Source organism: Brevibacillus sp. BD137, from assembly GCF_041644655.1.
In the GTDB taxonomy this organism is placed as follows: Bacteria; Bacillota; Bacilli; order Brevibacillales; family Brevibacillaceae; genus Brevibacillus; species Brevibacillus brevis_D.
The window spans coordinates 249,590-273,831 of sequence record NZ_JAOTNO010000005.1; the positions used below are offsets into that span (position 1 = coordinate 249,590).

The 24,242-nt window shown below is 48.3% G+C and carries 29 protein-coding genes; 25 read left to right on the top strand and 4 right to left on the bottom strand.

Translation table 11 applies throughout. From position 1 onward, the window contains the following. The first annotated feature begins 143 nt into the window (after window positions 1–143). On the top strand, window positions 144–713 hold the full coding sequence (locus ODZ53_RS13825; protein WP_064199881.1) for an RNA polymerase sigma factor: 570 nt from the start codon (window positions 144–146) through the stop codon (window positions 711–713). Continuing rightward, window positions 694–2,388: a DUF4179 domain-containing protein gene (locus ODZ53_RS13830; RefSeq protein ID WP_372677740.1), complete on the top strand. Its 1,695-nt coding sequence runs from the start codon at window positions 694–696 to the stop codon at window positions 2,386–2,388. Before ODZ53_RS13825 ends, ODZ53_RS13830 begins: the two co-directional genes overlap by 20 nt. A 51-nt stretch (window positions 2,389–2,439) precedes the next feature. Here the strand turns inward: ODZ53_RS13830 and ODZ53_RS13835 are convergent, their stop codons facing one another. Genes ODZ53_RS13835 through comA form a run of 3 tightly spaced genes read right to left on the bottom strand, consistent with a single transcriptional unit; the run spans window position 2,440 to window position 4,466 of the window. After that, entirely contained in the window at window positions 2,440–2,901 is a 462-nt protein-coding gene (locus ODZ53_RS13835) for a DUF441 domain-containing protein (protein ID WP_106837651.1), read from the bottom strand. 36 nt (window positions 2,902–2,937) lie between these two features. Continuing rightward, on the bottom strand, window positions 2,938–3,654 hold the full coding sequence (locus ODZ53_RS13840; protein WP_012686016.1) for a 2-phosphosulfolactate phosphatase: 717 nt from the start codon (window positions 3,652–3,654) through the stop codon (window positions 2,938–2,940). Continuing rightward, window positions 3,645–4,466 (bottom strand): phosphosulfolactate synthase, encoded by an 822-nt coding sequence (gene comA / locus ODZ53_RS13845; protein WP_064199883.1) that lies wholly within the window; start codon window positions 4,464–4,466, stop codon window positions 3,645–3,647. Before comA ends, ODZ53_RS13840 begins: the two co-directional genes overlap by 10 nt. 149 nt (window positions 4,467–4,615) lie before the next feature. Between comA and ODZ53_RS13850 the strand changes: the two genes are divergently transcribed. The 21 genes from ODZ53_RS13850 to ODZ53_RS13950 all read left to right on the top strand — a co-directional run bounded on the left by ODZ53_RS13850 (window position 4,616) and on the right by ODZ53_RS13950 (window position 19,479). Next, entirely contained in the window at window positions 4,616–4,879 is a 264-nt protein-coding gene (locus ODZ53_RS13850; RefSeq protein WP_007725730.1) for a YqhV family protein, read from the top strand. 79 nt (window positions 4,880–4,958) lie between these two features. Continuing rightward, the gene (locus ODZ53_RS13855; protein WP_372677743.1) at window positions 4,959–5,438 is read left to right on the top strand and encodes a CD1247 N-terminal domain-containing protein; all 480 of its coding nucleotides are present in this window, start codon (window positions 4,959–4,961) and stop codon (window positions 5,436–5,438) included. A 140-nt stretch (window positions 5,439–5,578) separates the two neighbouring features. Further along, complete coding sequence (spoIIIAA, locus tag ODZ53_RS13860; protein ID WP_087343770.1) at window positions 5,579–6,541, top strand: stage III sporulation protein AA; 963 nt, start codon at window positions 5,579–5,581, stop codon at window positions 6,539–6,541. Next, window positions 6,529–7,047, top strand: coding sequence for a stage III sporulation protein SpoIIIAB (gene spoIIIAB / locus ODZ53_RS13865; RefSeq protein ID WP_137029466.1), 519 nt, complete (start codon window positions 6,529–6,531; stop codon window positions 7,045–7,047). The genes spoIIIAA and spoIIIAB overlap by 13 nt, the downstream gene beginning before the upstream one ends. A gap of 16 nt (window positions 7,048–7,063) precedes the next feature. After that, complete coding sequence (spoIIIAC, locus tag ODZ53_RS13870) at window positions 7,064–7,267, top strand: stage III sporulation protein AC (protein WP_007725726.1); 204 nt, start codon at window positions 7,064–7,066, stop codon at window positions 7,265–7,267. A 13-nt stretch (window positions 7,268–7,280) separates the two neighbouring features. Next, window positions 7,281–7,670 (top strand): stage III sporulation protein AD, encoded by a 390-nt coding sequence (gene spoIIIAD, locus ODZ53_RS13875; protein ID WP_005827266.1) that lies wholly within the window; start codon window positions 7,281–7,283, stop codon window positions 7,668–7,670. A 16-nt stretch (window positions 7,671–7,686) separates the two neighbouring features. After that, the gene (gene spoIIIAE, locus ODZ53_RS13880; RefSeq protein WP_087343766.1) at window positions 7,687–8,883 is read left to right on the top strand and encodes a stage III sporulation protein AE; all 1,197 of its coding nucleotides are present in this window, start codon (window positions 7,687–7,689) and stop codon (window positions 8,881–8,883) included. An 8-nt stretch (window positions 8,884–8,891) separates the two neighbouring features. Continuing rightward, a complete protein-coding gene (spoIIIAF, locus tag ODZ53_RS13885; protein WP_199927134.1) occupies window positions 8,892–9,569 on the top strand; it encodes a stage III sporulation protein AF in 678 nt (225 codons plus the stop codon). A 31-nt stretch (window positions 9,570–9,600) separates the two neighbouring features. After that, window positions 9,601–10,296, top strand: a complete 696-nt coding sequence (spoIIIAG, locus tag ODZ53_RS13890) for a stage III sporulation protein AG (protein ID WP_372677747.1) — start codon at window positions 9,601–9,603, stop codon at window positions 10,294–10,296. 13 nt (window positions 10,297–10,309) lie between these two features. Beyond that, the gene (locus tag ODZ53_RS13895; RefSeq protein WP_372677749.1) at window positions 10,310–10,984 is read left to right on the top strand and encodes a SpoIIIAH-like family protein; all 675 of its coding nucleotides are present in this window, start codon (window positions 10,310–10,312) and stop codon (window positions 10,982–10,984) included. A gap of 207 nt (window positions 10,985–11,191) precedes the next feature. After that, the gene (gene accB / locus ODZ53_RS13900; RefSeq protein ID WP_012686025.1) at window positions 11,192–11,692 is read left to right on the top strand and encodes an acetyl-CoA carboxylase biotin carboxyl carrier protein; all 501 of its coding nucleotides are present in this window, start codon (window positions 11,192–11,194) and stop codon (window positions 11,690–11,692) included. Window positions 11,693–11,708: 16 nt separating this feature from the next. Continuing rightward, window positions 11,709–13,064, top strand: coding sequence for an acetyl-CoA carboxylase biotin carboxylase subunit (accC, locus tag ODZ53_RS13905; RefSeq protein WP_087343752.1), 1,356 nt, complete (start codon window positions 11,709–11,711; stop codon window positions 13,062–13,064). 69 nt (window positions 13,065–13,133) lie between these two features. Further along, window positions 13,134–13,550, top strand: coding sequence for an Asp23/Gls24 family envelope stress response protein (locus tag ODZ53_RS13910; protein ID WP_012686027.1), 417 nt, complete (start codon window positions 13,134–13,136; stop codon window positions 13,548–13,550). Window positions 13,551–13,703: 153 nt separating this feature from the next. Continuing rightward, a complete protein-coding gene (amaP, locus tag ODZ53_RS13915) occupies window positions 13,704–14,261 on the top strand; it encodes an alkaline shock response membrane anchor protein AmaP (RefSeq protein ID WP_087343749.1) in 558 nt (185 codons plus the stop codon). Window positions 14,262–14,273: 12 nt separating this feature from the next. After that, window positions 14,274–14,486, top strand: coding sequence for a DUF2273 domain-containing protein (locus tag ODZ53_RS13920; protein WP_372677752.1), 213 nt, complete (start codon window positions 14,274–14,276; stop codon window positions 14,484–14,486). A gap of 47 nt (window positions 14,487–14,533) precedes the next feature. Further along, complete coding sequence (gene nusB, locus ODZ53_RS13925) at window positions 14,534–14,938, top strand: transcription antitermination factor NusB (RefSeq protein ID WP_199927131.1); 405 nt, start codon at window positions 14,534–14,536, stop codon at window positions 14,936–14,938. A gap of 18 nt (window positions 14,939–14,956) precedes the next feature. Further along, window positions 14,957–15,919 carry a tRNA (adenosine(37)-N6)-threonylcarbamoyltransferase complex transferase subunit TsaD gene (locus ODZ53_RS13930; RefSeq protein ID WP_012686031.1) on the top strand — a complete coding sequence of 321 codons (963 nt, stop codon included), beginning with the start codon at window positions 14,957–14,959 and terminating at the stop codon, window positions 15,917–15,919. Between the two features lie 88 nt (window positions 15,920–16,007). Beyond that, a complete protein-coding gene (gene folD / locus ODZ53_RS13935) occupies window positions 16,008–16,862 on the top strand; it encodes a bifunctional methylenetetrahydrofolate dehydrogenase/methenyltetrahydrofolate cyclohydrolase FolD (RefSeq protein WP_372677754.1) in 855 nt (284 codons plus the stop codon). Between the two features lie 112 nt (window positions 16,863–16,974). Further along, window positions 16,975–18,357, top strand: coding sequence for an exodeoxyribonuclease VII large subunit (xseA, locus tag ODZ53_RS13940; RefSeq protein ID WP_372677756.1), 1,383 nt, complete (start codon window positions 16,975–16,977; stop codon window positions 18,355–18,357). Continuing rightward, window positions 18,326–18,580 carry an exodeoxyribonuclease VII small subunit gene (gene xseB, locus ODZ53_RS13945; RefSeq protein WP_048032540.1) on the top strand — a complete coding sequence of 85 codons (255 nt, stop codon included), beginning with the start codon at window positions 18,326–18,328 and terminating at the stop codon, window positions 18,578–18,580. The genes xseA and xseB overlap by 32 nt, the downstream gene beginning before the upstream one ends. After that, window positions 18,577–19,479 carry a polyprenyl synthetase family protein gene (locus ODZ53_RS13950; protein WP_372677758.1) on the top strand — a complete coding sequence of 301 codons (903 nt, stop codon included), beginning with the start codon at window positions 18,577–18,579 and terminating at the stop codon, window positions 19,477–19,479. Before xseB ends, ODZ53_RS13950 begins: the two co-directional genes overlap by 4 nt. Window positions 19,480–19,532: 53 nt before the next feature. Here ODZ53_RS13950 and ODZ53_RS13955 read toward each other — a convergent pair whose 3' ends face one another. Then, the gene (locus ODZ53_RS13955) at window positions 19,533–21,227 is read right to left on the bottom strand and encodes a M3 family oligoendopeptidase (protein ID WP_372677760.1); all 1,695 of its coding nucleotides are present in this window, start codon (window positions 21,225–21,227) and stop codon (window positions 19,533–19,535) included. Between the two features lie 247 nt (window positions 21,228–21,474). Here ODZ53_RS13955 and dxs point away from each other — a divergent pair, with 247 nt between their 5' ends. Continuing rightward, on the top strand, window positions 21,475–23,361 hold the full coding sequence (gene dxs / locus ODZ53_RS13960) for a 1-deoxy-D-xylulose-5-phosphate synthase (protein ID WP_016739918.1): 1,887 nt from the start codon (window positions 21,475–21,477) through the stop codon (window positions 23,359–23,361). Beyond that, a complete protein-coding gene (locus tag ODZ53_RS13965) occupies window positions 23,358–24,176 on the top strand; it encodes a TlyA family RNA methyltransferase (protein ID WP_012686038.1) in 819 nt (272 codons plus the stop codon). The genes dxs and ODZ53_RS13965 overlap by 4 nt, the downstream gene beginning before the upstream one ends. Window positions 24,177–24,242 lie beyond the last annotated feature (66 nt).

A 24,242-nucleotide genomic window follows, 5' to 3' on the forward strand; every position in this document is an offset into this window, starting at 1 on the left:
TTCTCCTCCACAATGTTGACTCAAACTTTTTTTAAAAAATGCATTCATTTTTGGAAAGAAAATACAAAATGATCCGTTAATCCATATGAACCTGCCAAAACGAACGCTGCGCAGCGAACTTTTTTGAAATGGGAGGATTTCCTTTGCAGGATGATTGGTTGCTCATACAACAGGTACAAAAAGGGAATCGGGATGCCTACGCGCACCTGGTCGACAAGTACAAAGAACGGTTATACAGCTATCTTTATCGAATGACGGGACAGCAGCAGGATGCTCAAGACCTGACACAAGAGGCTTTCATCAAAGCGTACTGTCAACTCGATAAATATAAGCCGACAGATGCTTTTTTGGCCTGGCTGTATCGGATTGCGTCCAACTTGTGTATAGACGCGTGGCGCAAGAACAAGCACTACGCCAAAACACCTTTGGAAGAGACAAGGCTGATTGAATCTGATACACCCGAAAAAGCGTATTTGGAAAAAGAAAAGCAAGATACCTTGCAGCAGCAAATCATGGCGTTGGGGGAAGAATACCGCGTTGTGTTTATGCTGAAATACTTGGAACAGATGAGCTACAAAGAGATTAGCGAAATTTTGCATGTTCCGGTTACAACTGTACAAATGCGTATCCATCACGCCAAGAAAAAGCTCCGGGCTAGTATCGCGCAAGAAATGTCAGGAGGTGCAGCTATCTATGAATTGCTCCAAAACTGAAGAGTTGCGCAGGTATTTGTCTGGTGAGCTATCTGAAGGTGATGCTAGACTGCTGGAACGACATGTCGAAGACTGCCTGCTCTGTCAGAGGCTGATGATGGAGGAAGAGGATAGCGACGAGGAGTTCCCGAGCCTGCACGTTCCAAGCGCGTTGCCCACAGATTTTACTTCCCAGGTGATGACGGCGTTAGAGCAAGTGCAATTGCCAAAACCAAAACCAAACTGGAAAAAAAGGAGTGTAAACATTTTGAAGAAAACAGCGTTAGCTGTGGCGAGTGTCACAGCAATCATTACGTTTGGGTCCATGGTGTCTCCGACTTTTGCGAGCTACGTAAACAGTGTCATACAATCCATACAAGGTATCGACCAAGGAATGAAGCAGGCAGCTGAGAAGGGTTATGTTCAGGAAATCAATAAAAAGGTGACGGATCAAGGAATTACACTGGTTGTAAAAGAAGTAGTTGCGGATCCAGTACGGATGGCGATCATTGCAAATATCGTGGATCAAAATGGCAAGCGAATCCCGTTTGATGTGGAAAAAGACGGATTGTCCCTTACTTACAAAAACAAGTCAGGTGAAGATCTGAATCCTGGGGGAGGGGGCTATACCTACGGTGAGGAAGGAGAGTATCTTGTCGTCAGCCATGATATTTTCCGATTCCTGAAAGATAGCAAGACATTGCCGGATGAGATCATCGTCGGTGTCGAAGCTACCATGTTAGGTGGGAAAGAAGGTAGCTGGAAGGTAGAGTTTCCAGTTGATATGAAAAAGGCAAGGGCAGTGGCAAACTACACCAAGATTGGACAAAAATATATGACTCCGAATGGAATCGAGATCATGTTGCAAAACATTATGACGGTACCGAGCACAAGTATGATGGAGTTGGAAATAGACTGGACAAAAGAAAGAGAAGAACAAATCCAAAAATGGAAAGAGCAAAACGGTTGGATTGTAAAAGGGCCAAAAACAGGTGCATTCACAGAAGCCGAGAGGATGGAGAGGTATTTCATCGACATGGGGGTAGCATTCCAAATATTTGATGAAAAAGGGAATGTGGTAGCAGGATGGGACGATGCGTTGCATGAAGAACTTAACCAAATTCGAAAGAACAACGTAGAGCACTCGTACCGTGGAAAAGTGCATGATGACGGCAAAGGAGTTACGAAATGGAATGGGATAACTCCACTAGCAAAGGATCAAACGTACAAAATAAAAATGCATTCTCTGTACCTGTATGAGCCAGCGAAGTTTCAGGCAACCATCCCGATTGATACCCTGTTAAAGGATAAGGTAACCGTGACGAATAGTGACAGTACCTATACCTTAACGGGCTTTACCTTAAAAACAACGGAGGAAGATGAAATAATCGGAAATGAGACCTATTTTGGAAAGGGTGCACTGATCTCGTTTTCGGCCATTCTTCCAGAAGGGATCGTCTACACGACTGAATGGTCGGCACTGGATGAGTCCAAACAAACATACAAGGTATCTCTTAACGGAACAACATATACAAGAGGCAAGGACGGAAGAGTACATGTTACAGGAACATTCTTCATCCGCGACCTTGAAAAACAGCCAAAAGAGTTAAAGCTGTCTCACGCTATTCAACAACGCCAATACCAAGACCTCAACTGGGAAGTTCCGTTTGACACGTCCAATAACACTAAACGCTAAAACAACATAGACAAATCCCCCTCCTGGATGTAAAAGAGGGGGATTTCGTTTTTATCTGCTTCCAAACCATTCCCACAGCTTCAACACAAACGCTGTAATACCAGCAGCCATCAAAGGCCCGACGGGAATACCCCGAAAAAACACAATGCCAATAATCGAGCCAATCACTAGACCAACGATCATATGTGGCTCCGTGCGTAGCAAATCGAGTCCTTTTCCATTCATCCAGGTGGCAATGGCCCCACCAGCCAGTGCGGTTAAGCCGACAACCGTAGTGAAAAGAGGCGTGACGTCTTTCCATGATATTTTTTCGCTGGCGAATGGAACCAGTACGGAAATGGTCAAAAAGAGCAGCCCGAGCTCCAATCCGCGCCGTTCTACTGTTGGGAAAAAACGCTCCAGTGCCGTTAGCTTCAACACCAACAATATACTTGCGGCAGTCGCAATAATCGGTGAGCGCCCAATAAGACCGATAACGATTAGGATGACCAGCATTACTTCTCCAGACATCATTGGCATCAAAACCCCTGTCCCTGTTCTCTTTTCACATTATGAGACAAGGTGTGGGAGTATGCGTTTCTCCTTGATGTAGGGAACGATTTGATACTGATCCACTTGAGCACAGTACCGTATGTCGCTTGCGAGATGGTGCTGGATGAGCCTTTTTCCTGTTGTCGTGTGGGGTAACAGCTCGCTCAGTTTTCCCGCGTAATAAAGGTAGCTCGCCTTTAGCACTTCACCCAGATCACAAATTTGGATGCTCGGTAACGATTGTTGTGCCTGTGCAATCATCAAGCCGGCAGCTAGACCGTCTTCCAGAGCGAATTCCGACCGGGTACCTGCACAGTACAGAGTTATGTCGAGATGATACGAAAGAGCGTGCCGCATGCATGCGGTGGCATTCAAGAAGCAGCCGATCAAGAGAGCAGTGGCACGTTCTGCTTTTTGGATCGCGCGAGTCCCGTTCGTCGTGGTGAGAATAAGCTGGCTCCCCGTTTTCCCCAAACCTGCGATTTCGGTTGGTGAGTTATTGCAGTCGAATTCGGGGATTTTCTTGCAGTGGCGTTCCCCGGCCAAAATACAGTCGCTCGTGCGTAGGGAGTTCGCTTGCCCAATGGTTTCGACCGGGATGACGCTGCGAAATCCATTACCTAATGCCGTGACAATCGTACTGGAGGCACGAAGCACATCGATGACGATGACTACATGATTGCTGATCTGTTCAAAACGAATTTCTTCCACGGTCGGCACCACCTCTATTCGCACGGAAAACACCTCCCTCTATCCATGATTAGGGCTGTATCGCCGCGCAATCCGCGCCGTAGCGTCTCCAAAGAGAATACATCCGTATAGGCAATATTTCCGAGGTTCACGTCGCTGCCAATGGCCTTGATGAAGCAGACCTGTTGATCTTTTTGTGGTGCTTCCCAGATTAGACGGGAGGCCTTTTCTTTGGCCGCCGCGACAATGTCTAAAACGAAGGAATCGTCAATCTTGCCATCCCCGTCACACACGCCGACGGTGCCACTTTCTCTCGCTTCTACAATCACGTGACTGGCACCATTGTGCAGGTCGAAGCTAAGCGTCTCCAGCAATTCCTCTCGACAAGTGCGATAGTCGGCAGCTTTTTTTCCGACCTCTGTGTAGACCACTAGATCGTTGTCTAACGCGTAATTGATGGCTTCCTGGCGCTGTGCAAAGGATAAGGGGAACGTTCCATCGGATATTTCCACCGCAGAAAAACCGAGAGAGCGAATCAGCTTCATATAATCTGCAATTGAATTGTGGCGAATGGCGATTTCAAAAAAAGTTCCTCCAGGCATGATGTGTACACCAAATTGTTTTGCAAGGGTCAGCTTTTGGTTGAGTATTTCGAGGGGGTACAGAGCAAGGGTGCCAAAGCCGAGTTTGTATAGATCGATATAGGGAGCAGCCAGCGCGAACAAGTCGGAATATGCAGTAAGTCCAAGGCCTTTGTCAATCACCATGGTTAAGCCCTTCACACGGGGCTTCTCTCGTATTTGCCCGGACGGGTTTGCCCAGCTATCAGGTAAAAACGATTGATCACACTCTACCATCGGCAAGTTCCTCATTTCTTCTAGGCGTATGGTTCAGTGTATGCCCAGTGAAGGGGAGGAGTGAGGGCAAAAGCCTATAGAGATGATTCAAAAAGTGCTGAAATGATGTGGTACAGGCATAGAGTGAAAGGAGGGGAGGACGAGACGGTATGTTGGAAAAAGCGATTATGGGTATGGCAGCACTTAGGGTCTTTTCAGGCAGTATCGAGATCATTGCAGCTTTGCTCATTTTAAAAGTGAACCAGGTCGAAAAAGCTCTGCTCATTAATTCAGGGCTTGCGATTGTTGGGCCAATTATCTTGATCACCACAACGACAATCGGTTTATTAGGCATGTCGGATCGGGTTAGCTTCGCCAAAATAGCCTGGATTCTGGTGGGGATCTCGTGCATCCTGATTGGCGTCCGCAAATAATTACCCATATCCTTCCATTCGTAAATGGCATCACGATGGGGAACGATAAGTGGGAGAGATTGGATGGGAGGGAATGTGGATGCCAGAATCATTGGCGAATCGAATCGCATACTTGCAAGGGTTGGCAGATGGATTGGAAGTGGGGGAGAAGAGCCCCGAAGGAAAAATAATGGTAGAGATGATTGAGATTCTAAATGAGGTGCAGGGTCAGCTACGAGAGCTTCACGCGCGAGTGGAAGAGGCGGAGGATTATGTGGAGGCCTTGGATGAAGACTTAGAGGACATTGAGCTGTATCTTTTTGAAGATGATGATGACTTGTATGAAACCGTTGTCGATTGTGAGGATGATGACGACGAGTACGCGACTTTCTACGATTTGGATGATGATGAAGACGCACAACAATACGAAGCACAAGTAGATCCCCATCTCGAAACGACTTACGAGTTTGCATGCCCTAGCTGCCAGAAAGAAATCTATCTGCACGAGGGCAAAGATGAGGAAGGTTTCAGACACTATGTAATAGAGCCGGTGGATAACAAGAAATCGGATAATCGATGATTCCAATAGGAAAAGCTTGCACTCGTCTTTCTAGCACGAGAGCAAGCTATTTTTTTTGCATAAATCTCGTCCACCTCTGCATAGGATGGAGGTAAGTCAAAGTGGACAAAGGCAGAAGGCTGCAAAAAGGAGGGTACCTGATGAATGAGATCTTGACGATTTTGCCAGCAACTTTACGAACGATTTTGACGGCCCTTCCTATCGCGGTAAGAGAGAATCTGGAAGAGATTCGGCTTCGGCAAAACCAGCCGCTAGAAGTCCGGTTTGGCCAACAATCCAGCTATGTGACATCGTCGGGGCAAATCACCTCGATACCCGCACAAGGATGGCTATTTTCAGCAGAAGAGGCAGCAAAACTCTTAAACCAGGTCAGCCAGCATTCTCTTTATGCCTTGGAGGAAGAGTTGAAAAGGGGTTACATCACGGTAGTTGGCGGTCATCGAATTGGCATTGCGGGGAAAGTGGTGCTGGACAAAGGTGAAGTGAAGGGAATCAGAGATGTGACCAGCTTCAACATCCGGATTGCCCGCGAGAAAAAGGGCGCGGCCAAAAAGGTCATGTCGTATTTGTTTGAGGATGGCAAATTGCAAAACACGCTGCTCATCTCCCCACCCCAATGCGGGAAGACAACCTTGTTGCGTGATATCGCACGAACCATCAGCTACGGGAGCGAGTGGTCTTCAAGTCGCAAGGTAGGAATTGTGGACGAGCGTTCTGAGTTGGCGGGATGCTTGCAAGGAGTTCCTCAACGAGATGTTGGTCCGCGAACGGATGTGCTGGACGCTTGCCCAAAAGCTGTCGGGATGATGATGCTGATTCGCTCCATGTCTCCTGATGTTCTGATTGTGGACGAGGTAGGAAGAGCGGAGGATGGCGACGCAGTCTGGGAAGCGATTCATGCGGGTGTAGCCGTCATTTGCTCTGCGCATGGAGCGAGCGTCAAGGAAGTTGCCGAACGTCCTATGCTAGGCAAGCTGATTCGATATGGTGCCTTTTCCCGCTATATCGTACTCAGCCGCGCAAAAGGTGTCGGAACAATCCAGGCCATCTACGATCAAAGCATGAACCTGGTTGAAAGGGAGAAGGCTGCATGGTCAAGCTGATGGGAGCCGTACTCATCCTGTTTTCGGCGTCGATGGTTGGTTGGCAGATCGGCAAGTATTACGCGAATCGTCCCGTTCAGCTTCGGGCTCTGCTCGTTGCTCTACAAATGCTCGAAACGGAAATCGTGTTCGGGATGACGCCATTACAGCGAGCGTTTGTGAAGGTCGGTCATCGCGTTTCCGAAGAGGTAGGGAAAGTATTTCTTCTGGCCGCGGAATTCCTACAGACAGAAAAGGTGCATTCGGCTGAGGAAGCCTTGCAACAAGCAATGAATAGACTCTGGACCCAAACCGCCTTGCGCAGACAAGAGCGAGAGGTGCTTGAGAGTCTAGGTCAGGTACTCGGATCATCCGATCGGGAAGACCAGCAAAAGCATTTGCGCTTAGCTGTCACCCACTTGCGAGGGCTGGAAGAGGAGGCTCGTGCGGAACAGGAAAAGTACGAAAAAATGTACAAGAGTTTGGGCTTTTTAGGTGGACTCTTGGTCGTCATCCTGATGTTCTAAAGGCGAGGTGTTCACAGTGGATTTTGATTTGACACCTGTTTTCCAGATAGGAGCAGTAGGTTTCATTACAGCCATCCTGCATACGGTCCTGAAGCAGGCGGGCAAGGAAGATATTGCGCATTGGGCAACTCTGGTCGGATTCATCATTGTCCTGTACATGGTGTCCCATTACATCGGTGACTTGTTCTCCGAGGTAAAACGCGTCTTCCTGTTCAACTGAGGAGGGGCTCCAGATGGAGATTGTACAAATTGTCGGACTAGGACTGGTGGCTACGATTCTCGCGCTAGTCATTAAGGAACAGAAGCCGATGTTCGCCTTTTTGCTGGCGATCGCGAGCGGGGTCATCATCTTTTACTTTCTCGTCGGAAAAATAGCAGAGGTTATTCGGATTTTGGAAAGATTGGCGGTTCAAGCAGATTTGAACCTTGTGTTTCTGGAAACAATTCTAAAAATCATCGGAATTGCCTACATCGCTGAATTCGGTGCACAGATGACCCGAGATGCTGGACAAGGTGCGATTGCTTCGAAAATCGAGCTCGCTGGAAAAGTCCTCATCCTGGTTATGGCTGTACCGATCATCCAAATCATTATCGAAACAGTGATCGACTTGTTGCCGGCGTAAGGGAGGTGGGATGTCCATGGCACACACTTGCAAGCTGATCCTGTTCTGGTTTCTGTTCCTTGCCTTGTTTCCAGTTGCCGTGTCAGCTACTGCGACACCCGCTGTGGCACCCGCAGCCGGTCCAATCAATCAAATCGTGCAACAACAGGTCGATCACTTGCAGCTAGACCGAGTCGAACAGTATTGGAAACAGTTGTTACGCGACTATAAAGGGTACTTGCCCGATTTGAAATCGGAAGGCTTTATCCAAATCCTCATGCAGCAAGGTGACTTCAGTATTTCAGGAGTCCTGCAAGGAATGGGCAAGTTTATCTTTCATGAGATTTTGATGAATGGCAAGCTGCTCAGCTCCATCATTATCATTACGGTCTTCGCGATGATTCTCGAAACGATGCAGAACGCCTTTGAACGCAATGCGGTATCGACAGTGGCGTACTCGATTACGTATCTCGTCTTGATGGTACTTGCGATCAACAGCTTTCATGTCGCCATTACCTATGCAAAAGACGCAATCGCAAACATGTCTGATTTCATGCTGGCCATGATCCCACTGGTAATCGCGCTACTGGCTTCGGTAGGCAATCTGGCATCCGCCACAATGTTTCACCCGCTGATTATCTTCATGATCAACACCAGCGGCATGATGATCTCTTATGTCGTGTTCCCGCTTCTGTTTCTCTCTGCGATGCTCTCTATCGTCAGCCTGTTTTCAGAGAGGTACAAAGTCACGCAGCTAGCGACCTTGCTACGCAATATTGCAATGGGTGTCCTTGGTTCATTTCTGACGATCTTTCTCGCCATCATTTCCATACAAGGAGCCACTTCAGCGGTTGCGGACGGGGTCACTCTCCGAACAGCGAAATACATCACAGGCAATTTCATCCCGATAGTAGGTCGTGTGTTCTCCGATGCGGCAGATACCGTACTCAATGCCTCGCTACTGGTCAAAAATGCCGTAGGCTTGGCGGGTGTTTTGATCCTGATCATGCTATGCGCGTTTCCGGCTTTGAAGATACTGGTACTGGCTCTGATCTACAATCTGTCATCTGCCGTACTCCAACCGCTTGGAAACAGCCCAATCATCAGTGCGCTAGGTACGATTGGGAAAAGTCTTTTGTTCGTCTTCGCTGCTTTGGCAACGGTCGGCTTGATGTTCTTTCTGGCGATTACGATCATTATTGCGGCGGGCAACATCTCCATGATGGTTCGGTAGGTGATGAGATGACGTGGTTAACCCTGTGGTTGAAAAAAATTATCCTGCTCGTCCTTTTGGCTGCCTTCCTCGATCTGATCCTGCCCAATACGACACTGCAACGCTACGTAAAAATGGTGATGGGCTTGATTCTCTTGCTGACGATCATTTCTCCCGTGTTCAGTCTGTTCAGTCTCTCGCAGGAAGATCTGGCCTTTCGTCTGGATCGATACCAACAAGAGCTGAACAAGCCTGCTTCGGCAGAATGGAAACGCATCACTGACAAGCTGCTCGGTCAACAAAACCAACAGATGACGGCTTACGTTCAGTCACAGGTAGCGTCATCGGTAAAAGCTAGTGTCAAAGAGCAGTACGGCGTAACTGTCGATGATGTCACGATTACCGTCAATCAGCAAAATCCGGAACAGCCAATTCTTGAACGAATCGAGCTGGTAGTCAGTGACGCGAACAAGGAAGAGCAAAAAGGGCAGAGCACGATTGAACCGATTAAGCCTGTCCAACCAGTTGAGATTACGATTGGCAAACCCATTGAAATGCAACCTGATCCCAAAGCAGATATGGCAGCAACAGCTCATTATGACAATCCACTTTACGCGCAAATCACAAACGATGTCGCCAAAGAGTGGGGGCTTTCGAAGAGCCAGGTCATCATCAAAGACGAATCGAGAGAAAGAGAGAAGCAGTAGCGGATACAGTCAGTGAAGCGAGGTGAAAACAATGAACCAATTGTGGGAAAAGCTGAAAAGTCTGCTCATGAAGAAACAAGGCGAGACGATGCAGGAAGAAAAGAAAATCGTGGTGGGGAGCAAGGGGAAAAACCAAAAGCTAAAGCCGCTACATTATTTCATCGTCATATTGGGAATTGGCGTTGCCATCATGATTCTGACGGACTTCCTCAGAGTGGAAAAAGACCAGCCACTCGGATTTGGAGATATAGGGAGTGAGGCGCCAGGTCCTTCTGGAGGCGATGCAACTTCCCAGGTGTTAGGGGGATCACCGACTACAGATATCATTGCAGAGTATGAAAACATTTACGAGACACAGCTTCGTGAGATCCTCGCTTCTGTTGTCGGTGTCGGTGAAGTACAGGTCATGGTCAATCTGGAATCAACACCAGAGCTGGTTGTAGAAAAAAATCGCAACATTCGTTCCTCAACCAATCAGGAAATGGACAAAGAAAAGGCAACCCGCAATCAAAATGACCAGTCACGAGATGAGCAGGTCGTCATCGTGCAAGGCGGCAAGCAAGATGCCCCTGTTATTGTGAAGACGTTGAAGCCGAAAGTCCGCGGGGTCCTGGTAGTAGCAAAAGGGGCCGATAACATCCAGGTTAAAGCGTGGATCACTGAAGCCGTTCAAAAGGTTTTGGATGTTCCCGCTTATAAAATATCCATTTTGCCCAAAAAAGGGTAGGAGGTAATGGCGAATGATTCTGCGAAAGCAAACGGTTTGGTTGTTGACAATGCTTGCTGTCATGGTTGTGCTCTCTGGATATTACTTGGTGAAGGGACCGCAAGAACAGGTCCCAACATCAGGACAAGAGCACGCTGTCCAGAAGCAAGAGCAAATTTCCGGTGTGGTGGTTGAATCCAAGCAAGTAGATCACGCCCCACAAGCAACGCCTGTCGATCAAGCTCCAAAGGCAAACCCAGTAGAAGGAAAAACTGGCACGCAAGGAGCGAAGACTCCTGCTGCACCAGAAGCAAAACCAGCCACATCGAACACGGTCGTCCCAGTAGCAGAAACGGCGAGTGAAATCTTCCAAGGTTTCAAAATGAAACGCGAAGCCATGCTGGCGCAACAAAAAGACGAACAGCTAGCAATCGTAAACAGCACGGAGTCCTCTCCGCAGGCAGTCGCTGAAGCGATGGCCAAGTTTGAAGAACTGTCCAATATGGAAAGTGCTACGATGACTGCAGAAGAAATGCTAAAGGCGAGCGGCTATCAGGATGCGGTCGTTACTGTCCAAAATAACATTGCGACAGTCATTGTACAAAAAGATAAATTGAGCGCAAACGAGGTAGTGGAAATCATTGCCAACGTGAAGCAACACCTGAATATCCCGGCGACAAACATTAACGTACAATACAAGGCATCCTAATAAAGCTACGGCACTTTCTCGTTATAAGGGATAGGAGAATCGGGCATGATGGTAAGGATTTTCTCGCTTCTGTTAGAAAAGAAGCGGGGAAATCCTTTCTTGACGTGGTTTAGGCAACAGGCTACCATGGATTTATGGTTTGCCAAAAGGATACATACTGGACTTCACGAACCTCTATTGAAAGAAAAGAAGGAGTGCTTGTTCGTAATGAAAATGCATGAAATACGTGAAATTATTAAGTTAATTGATCAATCATCCATTCAAGAATTTAACTTGGAAACAGAAGGTGCCAAGGTGTCTCTGAAAAAATCCAATGGTACGGAAACGATTGTCGTCACGCAACCAGCGGTTCAAGCTCCTGTTGCAGCACCCGTAGCACATATCCCGGCTCAGCCAGTTGTCGCGGCAGCGCCAGTCGCAGCAGAAGCTCCGAAAGCAGCAGCTGTACAAGCAGCGGATGACGCAAATCTCCACAAGATTGTATCTCCAATGGTAGGGACTTTCTATAGCGCACCAGAACCAGGCAAGCCGGCTTACGTACAAGCTGGTGACAAAGTGAATGCGAGCAAAGTTGTTTGCATCGTGGAAGCCATGAAACTCTTTAACGAAATCGAAGCAGAAGTAAGCGGAGAGATCGTGAAAGTGCTCGTAGAAGACGGCCAATTGGTTGAGTATGGCCAAGCATTGTTTTTGGTGAAGCCAGAATAAGGTGGGGGAGAGCGGAATGTTTCAAAAAGTATTGATTGCCAATCGCGGGGAGATTGCCGTACGTATTATCCGTGCATGCCGCGAGCTGGGCATTCGTACGGTCGCCGTCTACTCCGAAGCGGATCGTGAAGCGCTTCATGTGAAGCTGGCCGACGAAGCCTACTGTATTGGTCCCAAGGCATCCAAGGAAAGCTATTTGAATATAGCAAACATCATGAGTGTAGCGACCAAGGTAGGGGCAGACGCCATCCATCCTGGTTATGGCTTCTTGGCAGAAAACGCCGATTTTGCCGAGATTTGTGCCGCATGTAACATTACCTTTATCGGTCCAGACCCAGAAGCCATTGTGAAGATGGGGGACAAGTCCACAGCGAAGGATACGATGAAAACGGCAGGTGTACCTACTGTACCAGGTACGGAAGGGCTGATCGAAGATGTGGCTGACGCTGTCGTTACCGCAAACAAGATTGGCTATCCTGTCATGGTCAAAGCGACGGCGGGTGGCGGCGGACGTGGTATGCGCGTAGCCGTTGACGATGAAGATTTGGAAAAAGCGATCCGTCAGGCGCAAAACGAAGCGAAAACGGCTTTTGGCAATCCAGGTGTTTACTTGGAGAAGTTCGTAGAAGGCCCGCGCCATGTGGAAATTCAAATCATGGCTGACAAGCATGGCAATGCCGTATACCTAGGTGAGCGCGACTGCTCTATCCAACGCCGTCACCAGAAGCTGATCGAGGAAGCGCCATCTCCAGCATTGAGCGAAGAGCTGCGCCGACAAATGGGGGATGCTGCTGTTGCGGCGGCAAAAGCCGTTTCTTATCACGGTGCGGGAACTGTCGAGTTTTTGTTGGACAAACATGGAAAGTTCTACTTCATGGAAATGAATACGCGTATTCAGGTAGAGCATCCTGTAACCGAGCTGGTGACTGGCTTTGACCTGATCAAGGAGCAGCTGACCGTAGCGGCAGGCCAACCATTGTCCTTTACGCAAGAGGATATCGTATTGGATGGCTGGGCTATTGAATGCCGCATTAATGCTGAGAATCCTGCGAAAAACTTCATGCCTTCGCCAGGTCGTATCACGGAATATTTGGCGCCAGGCGGCTTTGGTGTGCGCGTAGACAGTGCAGCGTATGCAGGATATTCCATTCCACCATACTACGACTCGATGATCGCCAAGCTGATCGTGTGGGGCAAGGATCGTAACGAAGCAATAGACCGTATGAAGCGTGCATTGGGTGAATTCGTCGTAGAGGGTATTACGACAACGATCCCATTCCATTTGAAGGTATTGGAGCACGAAGTATTTGTCAGCGGGAATTTCGATACGAAATTCTTGGAAACCTACGACTTGAACCTGGATGAAGAGTAAGTAGGGCTGATTTGTAAAAATACGGTGTGCTTGGTATAATGAATTACAAATTAGAGGGAGGTGCGAAGCATGGAAGAGTTTACTCCAGACTTAGATAGAACAGAACTTGGTAAAGTCCAGATCGCTCCCGAAGTGTTGGAAGTGATCGCCGGCATGGCTGCGTCCGAAGTAGAAGGTGTAGCGCAAATGAGCGGCGGTTTCGTAGGAGAAATAGCTGAACGATTAGGCCGTAAAAATATAGCACGTGGTGTGCGTGTAGAGGTTGGCTCCCGCGAAGCGGCGGTGGATGTTTCGATCATTGTCAAATACGGACATCGCATCCCGGAAGTCGCTCGAAATATTCAAGATAGTGTACGCAATGCGATTGAGAGCATGACAGGTCTTTCTGTAGTGGAAGTAAACGTACATATCGTTGATGTTGAATTGAAAGCAGAAGAAAAAGTACCGGCTCCAGTACCGGTTGAAGAACACCAGCGCGTGCGCTAACAAGCAGCGGATGGATGCCCCCTACGAACAGGGGGCATTTTCCTCATTTGAAAACGTGATTTTTGTTTAGGCGTAGAGCATACATTCATGGAGTTTTCTGGAGCGTGCCGTGTTTGTCTCCTTTTTCAAACATGGCTGAAAGGAGAGGTGCTTGTGAACTTGTTTGACCGCTTTATCTTGACGATTTATAGCTTTGCGCTCATTGTTTTGTCCTGCATCGCGATAGCAGCGACCAGCGGATTGATCTCGCAAGATTTTTTCCGTCCATATGTGGATCAGATGCTGGCGGGTACGAACATCACCTATCTCATTGTCGCGATCATTTTCCTCGTAGTCAGCCTTCGCTTCTTTTTCAGTTCTTTCCGCTCTAACAAGCCTAAAGTAGAACGGGGAATCCGTCAGCGCAGTGATTTGGGTGAGGTCAACATTACGATTCAGACGATCCAGACCATTGCAGAGCGCGCAGCCCGCCGAGTAAAAGGCGTGCGCGATATGAAAACGACAGTCAAAGCACTCGAGAGCGGCAATATTATCACCCTGCGTGTTTCGGTAGATGGAGAAACGCCATTGCCTGAACTGACACAGAAGCTACAGGCTGACGTGAAGGAGCAAGTCGAGGGGATTGCTGGTGTTGTCATTTCTGAGGTGACTATTGTCGTGACGGAAGTAGCTCAGCAGGAAAACTACTCGTCTCGTAAACGGGTGGAATAGAAGGTGAAGTAAATGATGCGGGAGTTAATGTGGGAACACAAGGGGAAGCTAATGGGGGTTTTTGCCGGATTTTTTTTAGGCATCATCTACCTTCTCGTGGGATTTTGGGATACACTGGTTTTTGTTGTGTTTGTCGGGACCGGTTATTATATTGGACGAAAGCTCGATCATAAAGAAGACTTGCGTGAAATACTCGACAAGATTTTGCCAGGCAAGTTTCGGTGAAAGAAGCAAAGGCCGAGCTCATTTTAATTAGTAGGTGAATGAATGGTATGAAACGAAGAACAGCACGAGAAAAAGCAGTTCAATGTCTTTTCCAAATTGATATGGCAGAGGTTCCGCTAACAGATGCGGTTGCTCTCGTCATGGAAGAATCCGAGGAAAATGCACAGTATTTGCGTTATCTCCTCGATGGTGTATTGAAAAACTTGACTGAGATTGATGCGGAAATCAAGAAGTATCTGCGTGGATGGCAATTGGAACGCATCGCCAATGTAGATCGCGCTATTCTTCGTCTGGCTTTTTACGAGATCATGTTTGAGGAAGACACACCTGACAAAGTCGTGATGAACGAAGCGATTGAGGTCGCGAAGCTCTTTAGCGACGAGCAGTCCCACAAGTACATTAACGGTGTATTGTCGAGCTTCTTGCAATCACGTGAAACCAAGCAGGCGTAATAGGTAGGAGATACAAGCATGAGTAAGGTAATGTTGGGAATCGACACGAGCAATTACCGGACATCACTGTGCTTGGCTGAGGAAGACGGCCGAATTGTCGCAGAAGCAAAACGCCTTTTGAAAGTAAAGGAGGGCAAGCGCGGACTGCAACAATCCGAAGCCGTCTTTCAGCATGTGATGAACCTGCCGGAATTAAGTGATGAGATGAAGTGGAAGGACTACGAGATTGCCGCGATTTGTGTGAGTGAGAAGCCGCGCCCGCAAGACGGATCGTATATGCCTGTATTTAAAGTAGGAGAAGGCTTGGCGAAATCATTGGCGACTTATTTGCGCGTTCCGCTGCACTTGACGACTCATCAAGAGGGACATATTGCGGCAGGGGAATACACTGCTGAGGTGCGTCCGACAGAAGACCGCTTTTTGGCTGTGCATTTGTCTGGAGGTACCAGCGAGTTGCTGTTGTGCGAGCGTCATGCAGCCGGATATACCATTGAGAAAATCGGTGGGACAATCGATCTGCACGCAGGTCAACTGGTCGATCGGATTGGTGTGGCACTGGGTCTGTCCTTTCCTGCAGGTCCTGCATTGGAGCAGTTAGCAAAGGAAGCAACAGGTGAGTTTCGGGTTTCTTCGGCGGTTGACGGACTTTCCTTTAGTTTTTCTGGTCCAGAAGCATCGCTTTTACGGGAAGTGGAGAAGGGGAGTACGAGCCCTGCTGAGATTGCGCGAGCGACAGAGCAATGTATTGCTAATGCACTAGAGAAGTCCTTGCGCCATGCAGTAGAGCAAGGCTACCCGAAGGACATCTTGATTGTCGGAGGAGTAGCTGCTAATTATTACATTCGTGAGCGGCTGATCAAACGATTGGAACACCCTGCTGTGAAGGCCAAGCTGTACTTCTGTGACCCCGTTTACTCCGGTGATAATGCCTATGGAGTCGCAATGTTGGGTTGGATGAAGCAAAAGGCGAACATTAAATAAATAAGAACTTTTTATAATTCGCCTTTACAGCTGAGGGAGAAATCGGTACACTTAACGTATCGACGTTGATAAAGGAGGCATTTTCTCCATGGCTGCAACCATTCTCCAGGGAAAAGAAGTCGCACAGAGTATTCGGGCCGAATTGGCGAACGAAGTAGCTGAATTGAAAAAACAAGGGGTCCTACCGGGATTGACTGTTGTCATTGTAGGAGACGACCCAGCTTCTCACTCTTATGTACGGGGTAAGGCAAAAGGCTGCGAGGAAGTCGGTATTTCATCCGAGATCATTCGGAAGGACGCTGACATCACAGAGGAAGAGTTGTTGGTTATCATTCAACAGTTGAACGAAAATCCGAACGTTAATGGGATTTTGGTTCAGCTTCCGCTTCCTGCTCATATTTCAGAGCATGCGGTCATTGAAGCCATTGCTCCTGAAAAAGATGTGGACGGTTTTCATCCGATTAGCATAGGCAACATGGTATTAGGAAATGATACGATGCTTCCTTGCACACCGCATGGGATTATTGAATTGATCAAGCGCACAGGTACCCAGATGGCAGGCAAACACGCCGTGGTGATCGGACGTAGCAACATCGTTGGTAAGCCGGTATCATTGCTGTTGCAACAGGAAAACGCAACGGTAACCATGTGTCATTCTCGCACGCAAAACCTCGAGGAATACACCCAAAAGGCAGACATCCTCGTCGTTGCAACTGGTAGGGCTCATATGATCGGCAAGGAGCATGTTAAACCGGGCGCTGTCGTCATTGATGTTGGTGTGAATCGCATTGAAACGGGTAAGCTGGTTGGAGATGTCAAGTTCGACGAGGTCAAAGAAGTGGCTAGCTTTATTACCCCAGTTCCAGGCGGTGTTGGCCCGATGACGATTACGATGCTGCTGAAAAATACTGTTGCGGCGGCGAAAAAGCAAGCAAAACAATAGAAGAAAATCGGCAACTTATTATAGAATGGATAAGGCATAAGCTTTATCCATTCTTTTGCATAGTCCTTGTTGCATGCATGGCAAAGCCAAGTTTTTGTAAAGGAGGGGCCGCATGGCATTACAAGATATTTTATCCGTCAGTGATCTCAATCGTTATATTAAGCTGGTGCTGGAAAAGGAACCCCACCTGCAAGATATATGGGTGAGAGGAGAAATCTCCAATTTTACTCACCATTCCAGCGGTCATATGTATTTCACGCTAAAGGACAAGCAGTCACGTATCAAAGTCGTCATGTTTGCGAGTTATAATCGCTTCCTGCGTTTCTTGCCCAAGGATGGCGCAAAAGCGATTGTGCGAGGGTCTATTTCTGCATACGAACGGGATGGCGCGTATCAGTTTTACGCCAAAGAGATGCAGCCAGACGGTCTCGGCTCGCTTTATTTAGCATTTGAGCAGCTGAAAGAAAAATTGGCGCAAGAAGGGTTGTTTGCAGCAGAGAGAAAGCGGATGCTCCCACGTTTTCCCAAACGTGTCGGTGTCGTCACTTCTCCGACAGGAGCTGCCATCCGAGATATTTGCACGACGATTCGCAGACGGTATCCGCAAGCAGAAATCGTACTATCACCAGCCGTTGTCCAAGGTGCGGATGCACCTGCATCGATTGTCTCCGCTATTCGGATCATGAACGATCAGCCTGATATTGATGTTCTCATTGTAGGGCGTGGTGGAGGTTCCATCGAGGAGTTGTGGGCGTTTAATGATGAAAACGTCGCGAGGGCAATTGCTACTTCACTCATTCCCGTCATCTCCGCTGTAGGACACGAGACGGATGTGACCATCGCCGATTTCGTAGCAGATGTACGGGCAGCTACGCCGACAGCCGCAGCTGAATTGGCAGTACCGCATTATTTGGAATGGGTCGAAAGAGTGCGACAGCTCGAGATACGGATGCATCGAGCAGTACGTGGTACCATGACAGAGCAGAGAAATCGTTTGACACGCTTGGGCAATTCGTATGCGATGCGCCAACCGGAGCGTAGGCTGGAGGAAGCGGCAGAACGATTGGATCGGGCACATTTGCGGATGCGTCAATCCATGAAGCATTTGCTAGACAGAAGACGCGAACGCTATACGCGATTAGATGAACAGATCAAGCGCTATCGCCTCGCTGATCAAATTGGAGATAAAAGAAAAAATCTGTCTAAGCTCCGCGCCACTTTGGACGAACGGATGCTGGGCCGTCTAAACCAAAAAAGAATGGCATTCGCAGCTAGAATAGCGACGTTGGAAGCACTGAGTCCACTAAAAGTCATGCAGCGTGGATTCTCACTCGTATACACCAATGACAAGCTCGTGAAATCGGTGGAACAGTTTGCCCCTGGCGACGAGATCATGGTACGATTAAGTGATGGCAGTGCGACTGCACGTGTGGAAAAAGTGAATCGGGAGGAGGAGAAGCAGAGTGGCTCGCAAGAAAACGGAACAAGAGACTGATATGCAGTTCGAGGACGCGATGAAGCGCCTAGAAGAAGTCGTCAATCGACTTGAAGAAGGAGATATTCCCCTCGAAGAAGCGATTACCTTATATCAGGAAGGAGTAACTCTTTCCAGAATTTGTGGTCAAAAGCTGGATGCAATCGAAGCGAAAATTACCCAGTTGGTGGAAGAAGACGGACAGGTAAAGCAGAAGGCGTTTCGCGTGGAAGGAGAATCATGATCGGCGTGCATACATTCGAGAGTTATTTGGTGGAAAAGACCGCCTATATAGAGCAAAGACTCTTGCCAGCCCTTGAGCAGCAAGGAGTTCCGGAAAACTTGTACGAATCCATGAAGTATTCGCTCATGGCAGGCGGAAAAAGGTTGCGTCCCATGCTGGTGTTGGCGGTCCTCGAAGCATTGGACAAGCCGATTGAACGGGGCGTGGCATTTGCGGCTGCCCTGGAAATGATACATACGTACTCCTTGATTCACGATGACCTCCCTGCGATGGACGACGATGATCTTCGTCGCGGTAAACCGACCAATCACAAAGTATTCGGTGAAGCGACAGCCATTCTCGCAGGAGATGCCTTGCTGACCCGTGCGTTTGCATACATTGCAGAGGCTTACATGGATCGCACCGATGTTTCAGCGGCTACTACCGTGAATCTGATTGCGGAGCTGGGAAAACGTGCAGGAGCAACTGGCATGGTCGGCGGACAGATGGCGGATATCGAAGGGGAGAGCAAGCGCCTTAATCTGGATCAGCTCGAATTTATCCATCGTCACAAAACGGGTGATCTTTTGATCGCAGCCTTGCGCGGAGGAGGATACCTCGCAGAAGCATCCGAAGGCCAAATGGAAGCATTGACACGCTATGGTGTTTGCATAGGTCTTGCTTTTCAAATTCAGGATGACATCTTGAATGTGGAAGGGGATGCCCAAGAGCTGGGGAAAGCAGTTGGCAGCGATGCGGATCGGGAAAAGGCAACGTACCCATCGCTTCTTGGTCTAGCCGAATCGAAGGTGCGTCTTGACGCATTGATTGCCGAGGCAAAAGCAGCGCTTGCGGATGCGGGAATTGAGAACTCTGCACTCAGCCCGTTGGCGGACTACGTGCGTGATCGTAATAAATAAGGGAAAGCTGGCAACCCGTACGGGAACTGCCAGCTTTTTTGTACACCTACTGATTACAAGCTTTTATCGTCAATACTATTTAAGAATTGTTCAATCTCGCCAATCACCGATGGAATGCAGTCGTCCTCAAATGGAGAGTAGAGCTTCGCCACTTGTACCAGCTCGAGGAACGATTTACTTCCGCCTTCGCGGCAAAGCGTCAAATAATCCTCCCAAGCTTGTTTTGGCTCAGATTGAGATCGTTTCCAAAATTGGAACGCGCAAATCTGGGCCAGTGTGTAGTCGATGTAATAGAAGGGGCTTTGGAAAATATGGGTTTGCTGCTGCCAGAACCCGCCCTCCTCAAGATACGCATTTTGTGCGTAATTGCGATGCGGTAGGTACTTGCGCTCAATTTCACGCCAAGCCTGTTTACGCTCCGCAGGGGTCATATCTGGATTCTCGTAGACAATATGCTGGAACTCATCAACAGATACGCCATACGGTATGAACTGGAGTCCGCTGCTCAGATGTGAGAATTTGTATTTGTCGGTATCTTCCTTGAAAAAATGCTCCATCCATGGCCACGTCAAAAACTCCATGCTCATCGAATGTATTTCACACGCCTCAAAGGTTGGGAAATGATATTCAGGCACCTCAAAATCTCGGCTTACATACACCTGAAACGCATGTCCTGCCTCGTGCGTAAGTACGTCGATATCACCGGACGTACCATTAAAGTTAGCGAAAATAAAGGGGAGCCTGTATTGGCTGATGTATTCACAGTAGCCGCCAGTTGCCTTCCCTTTTTTGCTCAATAAATCTAAACAGTCATTGTCCAGCATGAAGTTGTAAAATTCGTCCGTTTCAGGTGACAACTCGGCGTACATCTTTTTCCCGTTTTCCACAATCCATTCCGGCGGGCCTTTCGGGCTTGGATTCCCTGTAGCAAAATCAAAGGAAAGATCGTAATACTCAAGTGTACCCACATCAATGCGTTGTCGCTGACGTTCGACGAGCTTTGATGCTACTGGAACGATGTGCTCAAGCACTTGCTGGCGGAAACTGGCTACCATTTCTGCATTGTAGTCGGTACGATTCAAACGTGCATAAGCTAGCTCCACAAAGCTATTGAAGCCGAGTTTTTTGGCGATGCGTGTGCGTACCTTTACGAGCTGATCGTAGATGCGATCAAATTCGTCCGTATGCTGCCGCATATAATCATACTTTGCTTCATTAGCACGTTTGCGCATGTCTCTATCTTTCGCAATTGTAAAAGGAATCATCTCTGAAAGGTTTCGCTCTTCTCCTTCAAACATGATTTTGGCAGATGCTTTCAGTGCGACATATTGACTGGCCAAACGGTTTTCTTCCTGCAAATCAGAAATGACTTCCGGCGAAAATGTACGGAGTGTGCTCTCCGCGATGCGAAACAGCTGTGCTCCCCATTTTTGCTCCAATTCAGCACGGAAGGAAGAATCGACGATCGCTTGATAGTAGCGGGAAACGATACCGGTATACACAGGAGTGGCTTCATCCCAGTAGTCCTGCTCCGCCTTGTAGAAGGAATCTTCTGTATTGATCGTGTGGCGGATTTGTGCGACATACCGCGCAGATTCCACTTTTTGTCTCAGTTTGTTCAATTGAGCCATGATCGTATCTTGCTCGGAGAAGCTTGAAGCATGTTGAAACGCTTCCAGTAATTGCGTGAATTGTCCTTCAACTTCGTTCATATCCATGCGCTCATACTGAATTTGTGAGAACTTCACGGACGTCACCTCTTTTGTTCGGAGTATGTATTCAAAATTATCTTACCAGAAAATACAAGATATCGCCTTCCTATTCGTATATGTTGATCAAAAGTGGTGTTTTTATTAAGAAACCGTTATAATGAATCAAGCTGAAAATAAGCGGAATCGGCTATAGCAATAAGGAAAGCCGGGTTTTCTAGTGGCTTGATTGATATGCAGCATGCACAATCGCCGGAGAACGAACAGTGGAAAGTGAGGAATACCAATGCTGCTTACTACTATAAATGATCCTCAAGACTTGAAAAAGTGCACGCAACCGCAGTTACATACATTGGCATCCGAGATCCGTCAGTTTCTAATCGAAACGCTCTCGAAAACAGGAGGACATCTCGCGCCGAATCTGGGAGTTGTCGAGCTGACACTGGCGCTGCACTATGTTTTTGACAGTCCAAAGGACAAGCTGATTTGGGATGTCGGACATCAAGCATACGTACATAAAATGCTGACAGGACGCCGGGAGATGTTTCCGACCTTGCGCCAGTACAAAGGTCTGTGCGGGTTCCCTAAAATGGTGGAAAGCCCGCATGACGTCTGGGAAACCGGACATAGCAGTACTTCGTTGTCTGCCGCAATGGGGATGGCGACTGCGCGGGATTTGAAAAAGGAAAAGAACCATGTCGTTGCTGTGATCGGTGACGGTGCCTTGACAGGTGGTATGGCTTTAGAAGCCTTGAACCACATCGGTCATGAGCGCAAGAATGTCATCGTTGTGCTAAATGATAACGAGATGTCTATTGCGCCAAACGTAGGTGCCTTGCACAACTACTTGGGGAAAATTCGCTCGACGGAGAACTATCAGTGGGCGAAGGATGAAGTCGAAGGCTTGTTGAAATCGATACCGGCTGTAGGGGGCAAATTGGCTCATATGGCTGAGCGCTTCAAGGACAGCATGAAGTATCTGCTCGTATCTGGCGTTCTTTTCGAAGAACTCGGCTTTACGTATATTGGTCCGATTGACGGACATAACATGGAGCTGTTGCTCGATACGTTGAAGACGGCCAAGCATACAAAAGGACCTGTATTGATCCATGCCATCACGAAAAAAGGACTGGGCTATGCCCCAGCTGAAGCTGATTCGGTCAAGTGGCACGGTATCGGTACGTATAAAATCGAGTCAGGTGATACACCGAAATCCGCACCAACGTATACATCCGTTTTTGCCGATACCATGATGAAGCTTGCGGATGAAGACCATTCAATTGTGGCTGTGACTCCTGCGATGCCAGCGGGTTCAGGCTTGATCCCATTTGGACAGAAGTATCCTGACAGACTGTTTGACGTTGGGATTGCAGAGCAGCACGCATGTACATTTGCGGCAGGATTAGCGACACAAGGTTTGAAGCCGGTCTTTGCGATTTATTCGACTTTCTTGCAAAGAGCCTATGATCAGTTGATCCACGATGTCGCACGACAAAAGCTCCATGTGATTTTCGCCGTTGACCGTGCTGGACTTGTCGGAGCAGACGGGGAGACACACCAAGGGATGTACGATGTGGCATTCATGCGCATCATTCCGAATATGGTCATCATGGCACCGAAGGATGAAAATGAGCTGCGTCACATGATGAAGACAGCAGTGGAATATAAAGGCGGTCCGATCTCTTATCGTTATCCGCGATTGCCGACTCGTGGCGTCAAAATGGATGAAGAGCTGCAAGTGCTGCCAATCGGAAAAGCGGAGATTGTACGCGAAGGCAAACACGTGGCGATTCTCTCGTTCGGTCACGTATTCGAAATTGCGGAGGCGGCGGTCAATCAGCTTCAAGAAGAAGGAATCAAACCGATGCTGGTCAATGCACGTTTTTGCAAGCCGTTGGACGAAGAGCTTCTATTCCGTCTGGCAAAGGAAGGCTACGATATCATTACGGTTGAAGAAGGCAGTGAAATGGGCGGCTTCGGCAGCGCTGTCATTGAATGCTACAGTCGTGCAGGCTATCACGGCATGAATGTACAGGTTGTCGCGGTACCAGATTATTTTGTTGAGCATGGAAGTGTGAAGGAACAGCGGCAAGAGGTAGGGCTTACAGCTGATCATATCGCTGCTCGTGTCCGATCCTTGATGCCAATTTCGAAGGGCGTAGTGGAAGCATGAGTGTAAGAAAAGAACGGATTGATGTTCTCTTGGTCGAAAGAGGCCATTATGAGACCAGAGAAAAAGCAAAAGCAGCCGTAATGGCAGGCCTTGTGCAGGTCGCTGGTGACCGCTGTGACAAGCCGGGAACCAAATTTGCTGAGGATGTTGCGATTACGGTGAAGGGCGAGGTACACCCGTATGTGAGTCGGGGTGGCCTCAAGCTGGAAAAAGCATTACGTGTCTTTGAAATCGACATGAAGGATCGTGTCATGATGGATATCGGGGCCTCCACTGGCGGATTTACGGACTGTGCATTACAAAACGGTGCACGGCTTGTATACGCCATTGATGTCGGGTACGGGCAACTCGCATGGAGCTTGCGACAGGATGAACGAGTGGTCGTCATGGAACGGACGAATTTCCGTCATATGGACCCGGATGCGTTTGAACATGAACGGCCAAACGCTGCATCGATTGACGTATCGTTTATTTCGTTGCGATTGATCTTGCCAGTGCTGTACCGTTTTCTGACGGATGGCGGTGATGTCGTCGCGCTGATCAAACCTCAATTTGAAGCTGGCAAGGATAGAGTCGGAAAGAATGGAATCGTTCGTGATCCAGACGTGCACGAAAGCGTACTGACTGACATCGGTCAATTTGCCAGTGGATTGGGTTTCGCGCTAAAGGGCTTGGATTACTCTCCCATTACAGGGGGAGAAGGAAACATTGAATTTGTTATGCATGTCCAAAAAAGTGAAGGCGGCATGGATTCAGAAGCTTGGCTGCAATGCGTAACAGAGGTAGTTGCGTCTGCTCATGCGAATTTGAAATAGGATAAAAACCAAAGCCTCGGGAGTTTTGTCACAATCGAGGCTTTTTATTTATGCATGTGAAGTTGT

What these genes read in the sequence shown, in the direction of transcription:
- ODZ53_RS13830 (WP_372677740.1), top strand. Translation starts at nt 694, where the DNA reads ATGAATTGCTCCAAAACTGAAGAGTTGCGCAGGTATTTGTCTGGTGAG.
- ODZ53_RS13835 (WP_106837651.1), bottom strand. Translation starts at nt 2,901, where the DNA reads ATGATGTCTGGAGAAGTAATGCTGGTCATCCTAATCGTTATCGGTCTT.
- comA (WP_064199883.1), bottom strand. Translation starts at nt 4,466, where the DNA reads ATGGTAGAGTGTGATCAATCGTTTTTACCTGATAGCTGGGCAAACCCG.
- ODZ53_RS13850 (WP_007725730.1), top strand. Translation starts at nt 4,616, where the DNA reads ATGTTGGAAAAAGCGATTATGGGTATGGCAGCACTTAGGGTCTTTTCA.
- ODZ53_RS13855 (WP_372677743.1), top strand. Translation starts at nt 4,959, where the DNA reads ATGCCAGAATCATTGGCGAATCGAATCGCATACTTGCAAGGGTTGGCA.
- spoIIIAA (WP_087343770.1), top strand. Translation starts at nt 5,579, where the DNA reads ATGAATGAGATCTTGACGATTTTGCCAGCAACTTTACGAACGATTTTG.
- spoIIIAB (WP_137029466.1), top strand. Translation starts at nt 6,529, where the DNA reads ATGGTCAAGCTGATGGGAGCCGTACTCATCCTGTTTTCGGCGTCGATG.
- spoIIIAD (WP_005827266.1), top strand. Translation starts at nt 7,281, where the DNA reads ATGGAGATTGTACAAATTGTCGGACTAGGACTGGTGGCTACGATTCTC.
- spoIIIAE (WP_087343766.1), top strand. Translation starts at nt 7,687, where the DNA reads ATGGCACACACTTGCAAGCTGATCCTGTTCTGGTTTCTGTTCCTTGCC.
- spoIIIAF (WP_199927134.1), top strand. Translation starts at nt 8,892, where the DNA reads ATGACGTGGTTAACCCTGTGGTTGAAAAAAATTATCCTGCTCGTCCTT.
- spoIIIAG (WP_372677747.1), top strand. Translation starts at nt 9,601, where the DNA reads ATGAACCAATTGTGGGAAAAGCTGAAAAGTCTGCTCATGAAGAAACAA.
- ODZ53_RS13895 (WP_372677749.1), top strand. Translation starts at nt 10,310, where the DNA reads ATGATTCTGCGAAAGCAAACGGTTTGGTTGTTGACAATGCTTGCTGTC.
- accB (WP_012686025.1), top strand. Translation starts at nt 11,192, where the DNA reads ATGAAAATGCATGAAATACGTGAAATTATTAAGTTAATTGATCAATCA.
- accC (WP_087343752.1), top strand. Translation starts at nt 11,709, where the DNA reads ATGTTTCAAAAAGTATTGATTGCCAATCGCGGGGAGATTGCCGTACGT.
- ODZ53_RS13910 (WP_012686027.1), top strand. Translation starts at nt 13,134, where the DNA reads ATGGAAGAGTTTACTCCAGACTTAGATAGAACAGAACTTGGTAAAGTC.
- ODZ53_RS13920 (WP_372677752.1), top strand. Translation starts at nt 14,274, where the DNA reads ATGATGCGGGAGTTAATGTGGGAACACAAGGGGAAGCTAATGGGGGTT.
- nusB (WP_199927131.1), top strand. Translation starts at nt 14,534, where the DNA reads ATGAAACGAAGAACAGCACGAGAAAAAGCAGTTCAATGTCTTTTCCAA.
- ODZ53_RS13930 (WP_012686031.1), top strand. Translation starts at nt 14,957, where the DNA reads ATGAGTAAGGTAATGTTGGGAATCGACACGAGCAATTACCGGACATCA.
- folD (WP_372677754.1), top strand. Translation starts at nt 16,008, where the DNA reads ATGGCTGCAACCATTCTCCAGGGAAAAGAAGTCGCACAGAGTATTCGG.
- xseA (WP_372677756.1), top strand. Translation starts at nt 16,975, where the DNA reads ATGGCATTACAAGATATTTTATCCGTCAGTGATCTCAATCGTTATATT.
- ODZ53_RS13950 (WP_372677758.1), top strand. Translation starts at nt 18,577, where the DNA reads ATGATCGGCGTGCATACATTCGAGAGTTATTTGGTGGAAAAGACCGCC.
- dxs (WP_016739918.1), top strand. Translation starts at nt 21,475, where the DNA reads ATGCTGCTTACTACTATAAATGATCCTCAAGACTTGAAAAAGTGCACG.
- ODZ53_RS13965 (WP_012686038.1), top strand. Translation starts at nt 23,358, where the DNA reads ATGAGTGTAAGAAAAGAACGGATTGATGTTCTCTTGGTCGAAAGAGGC.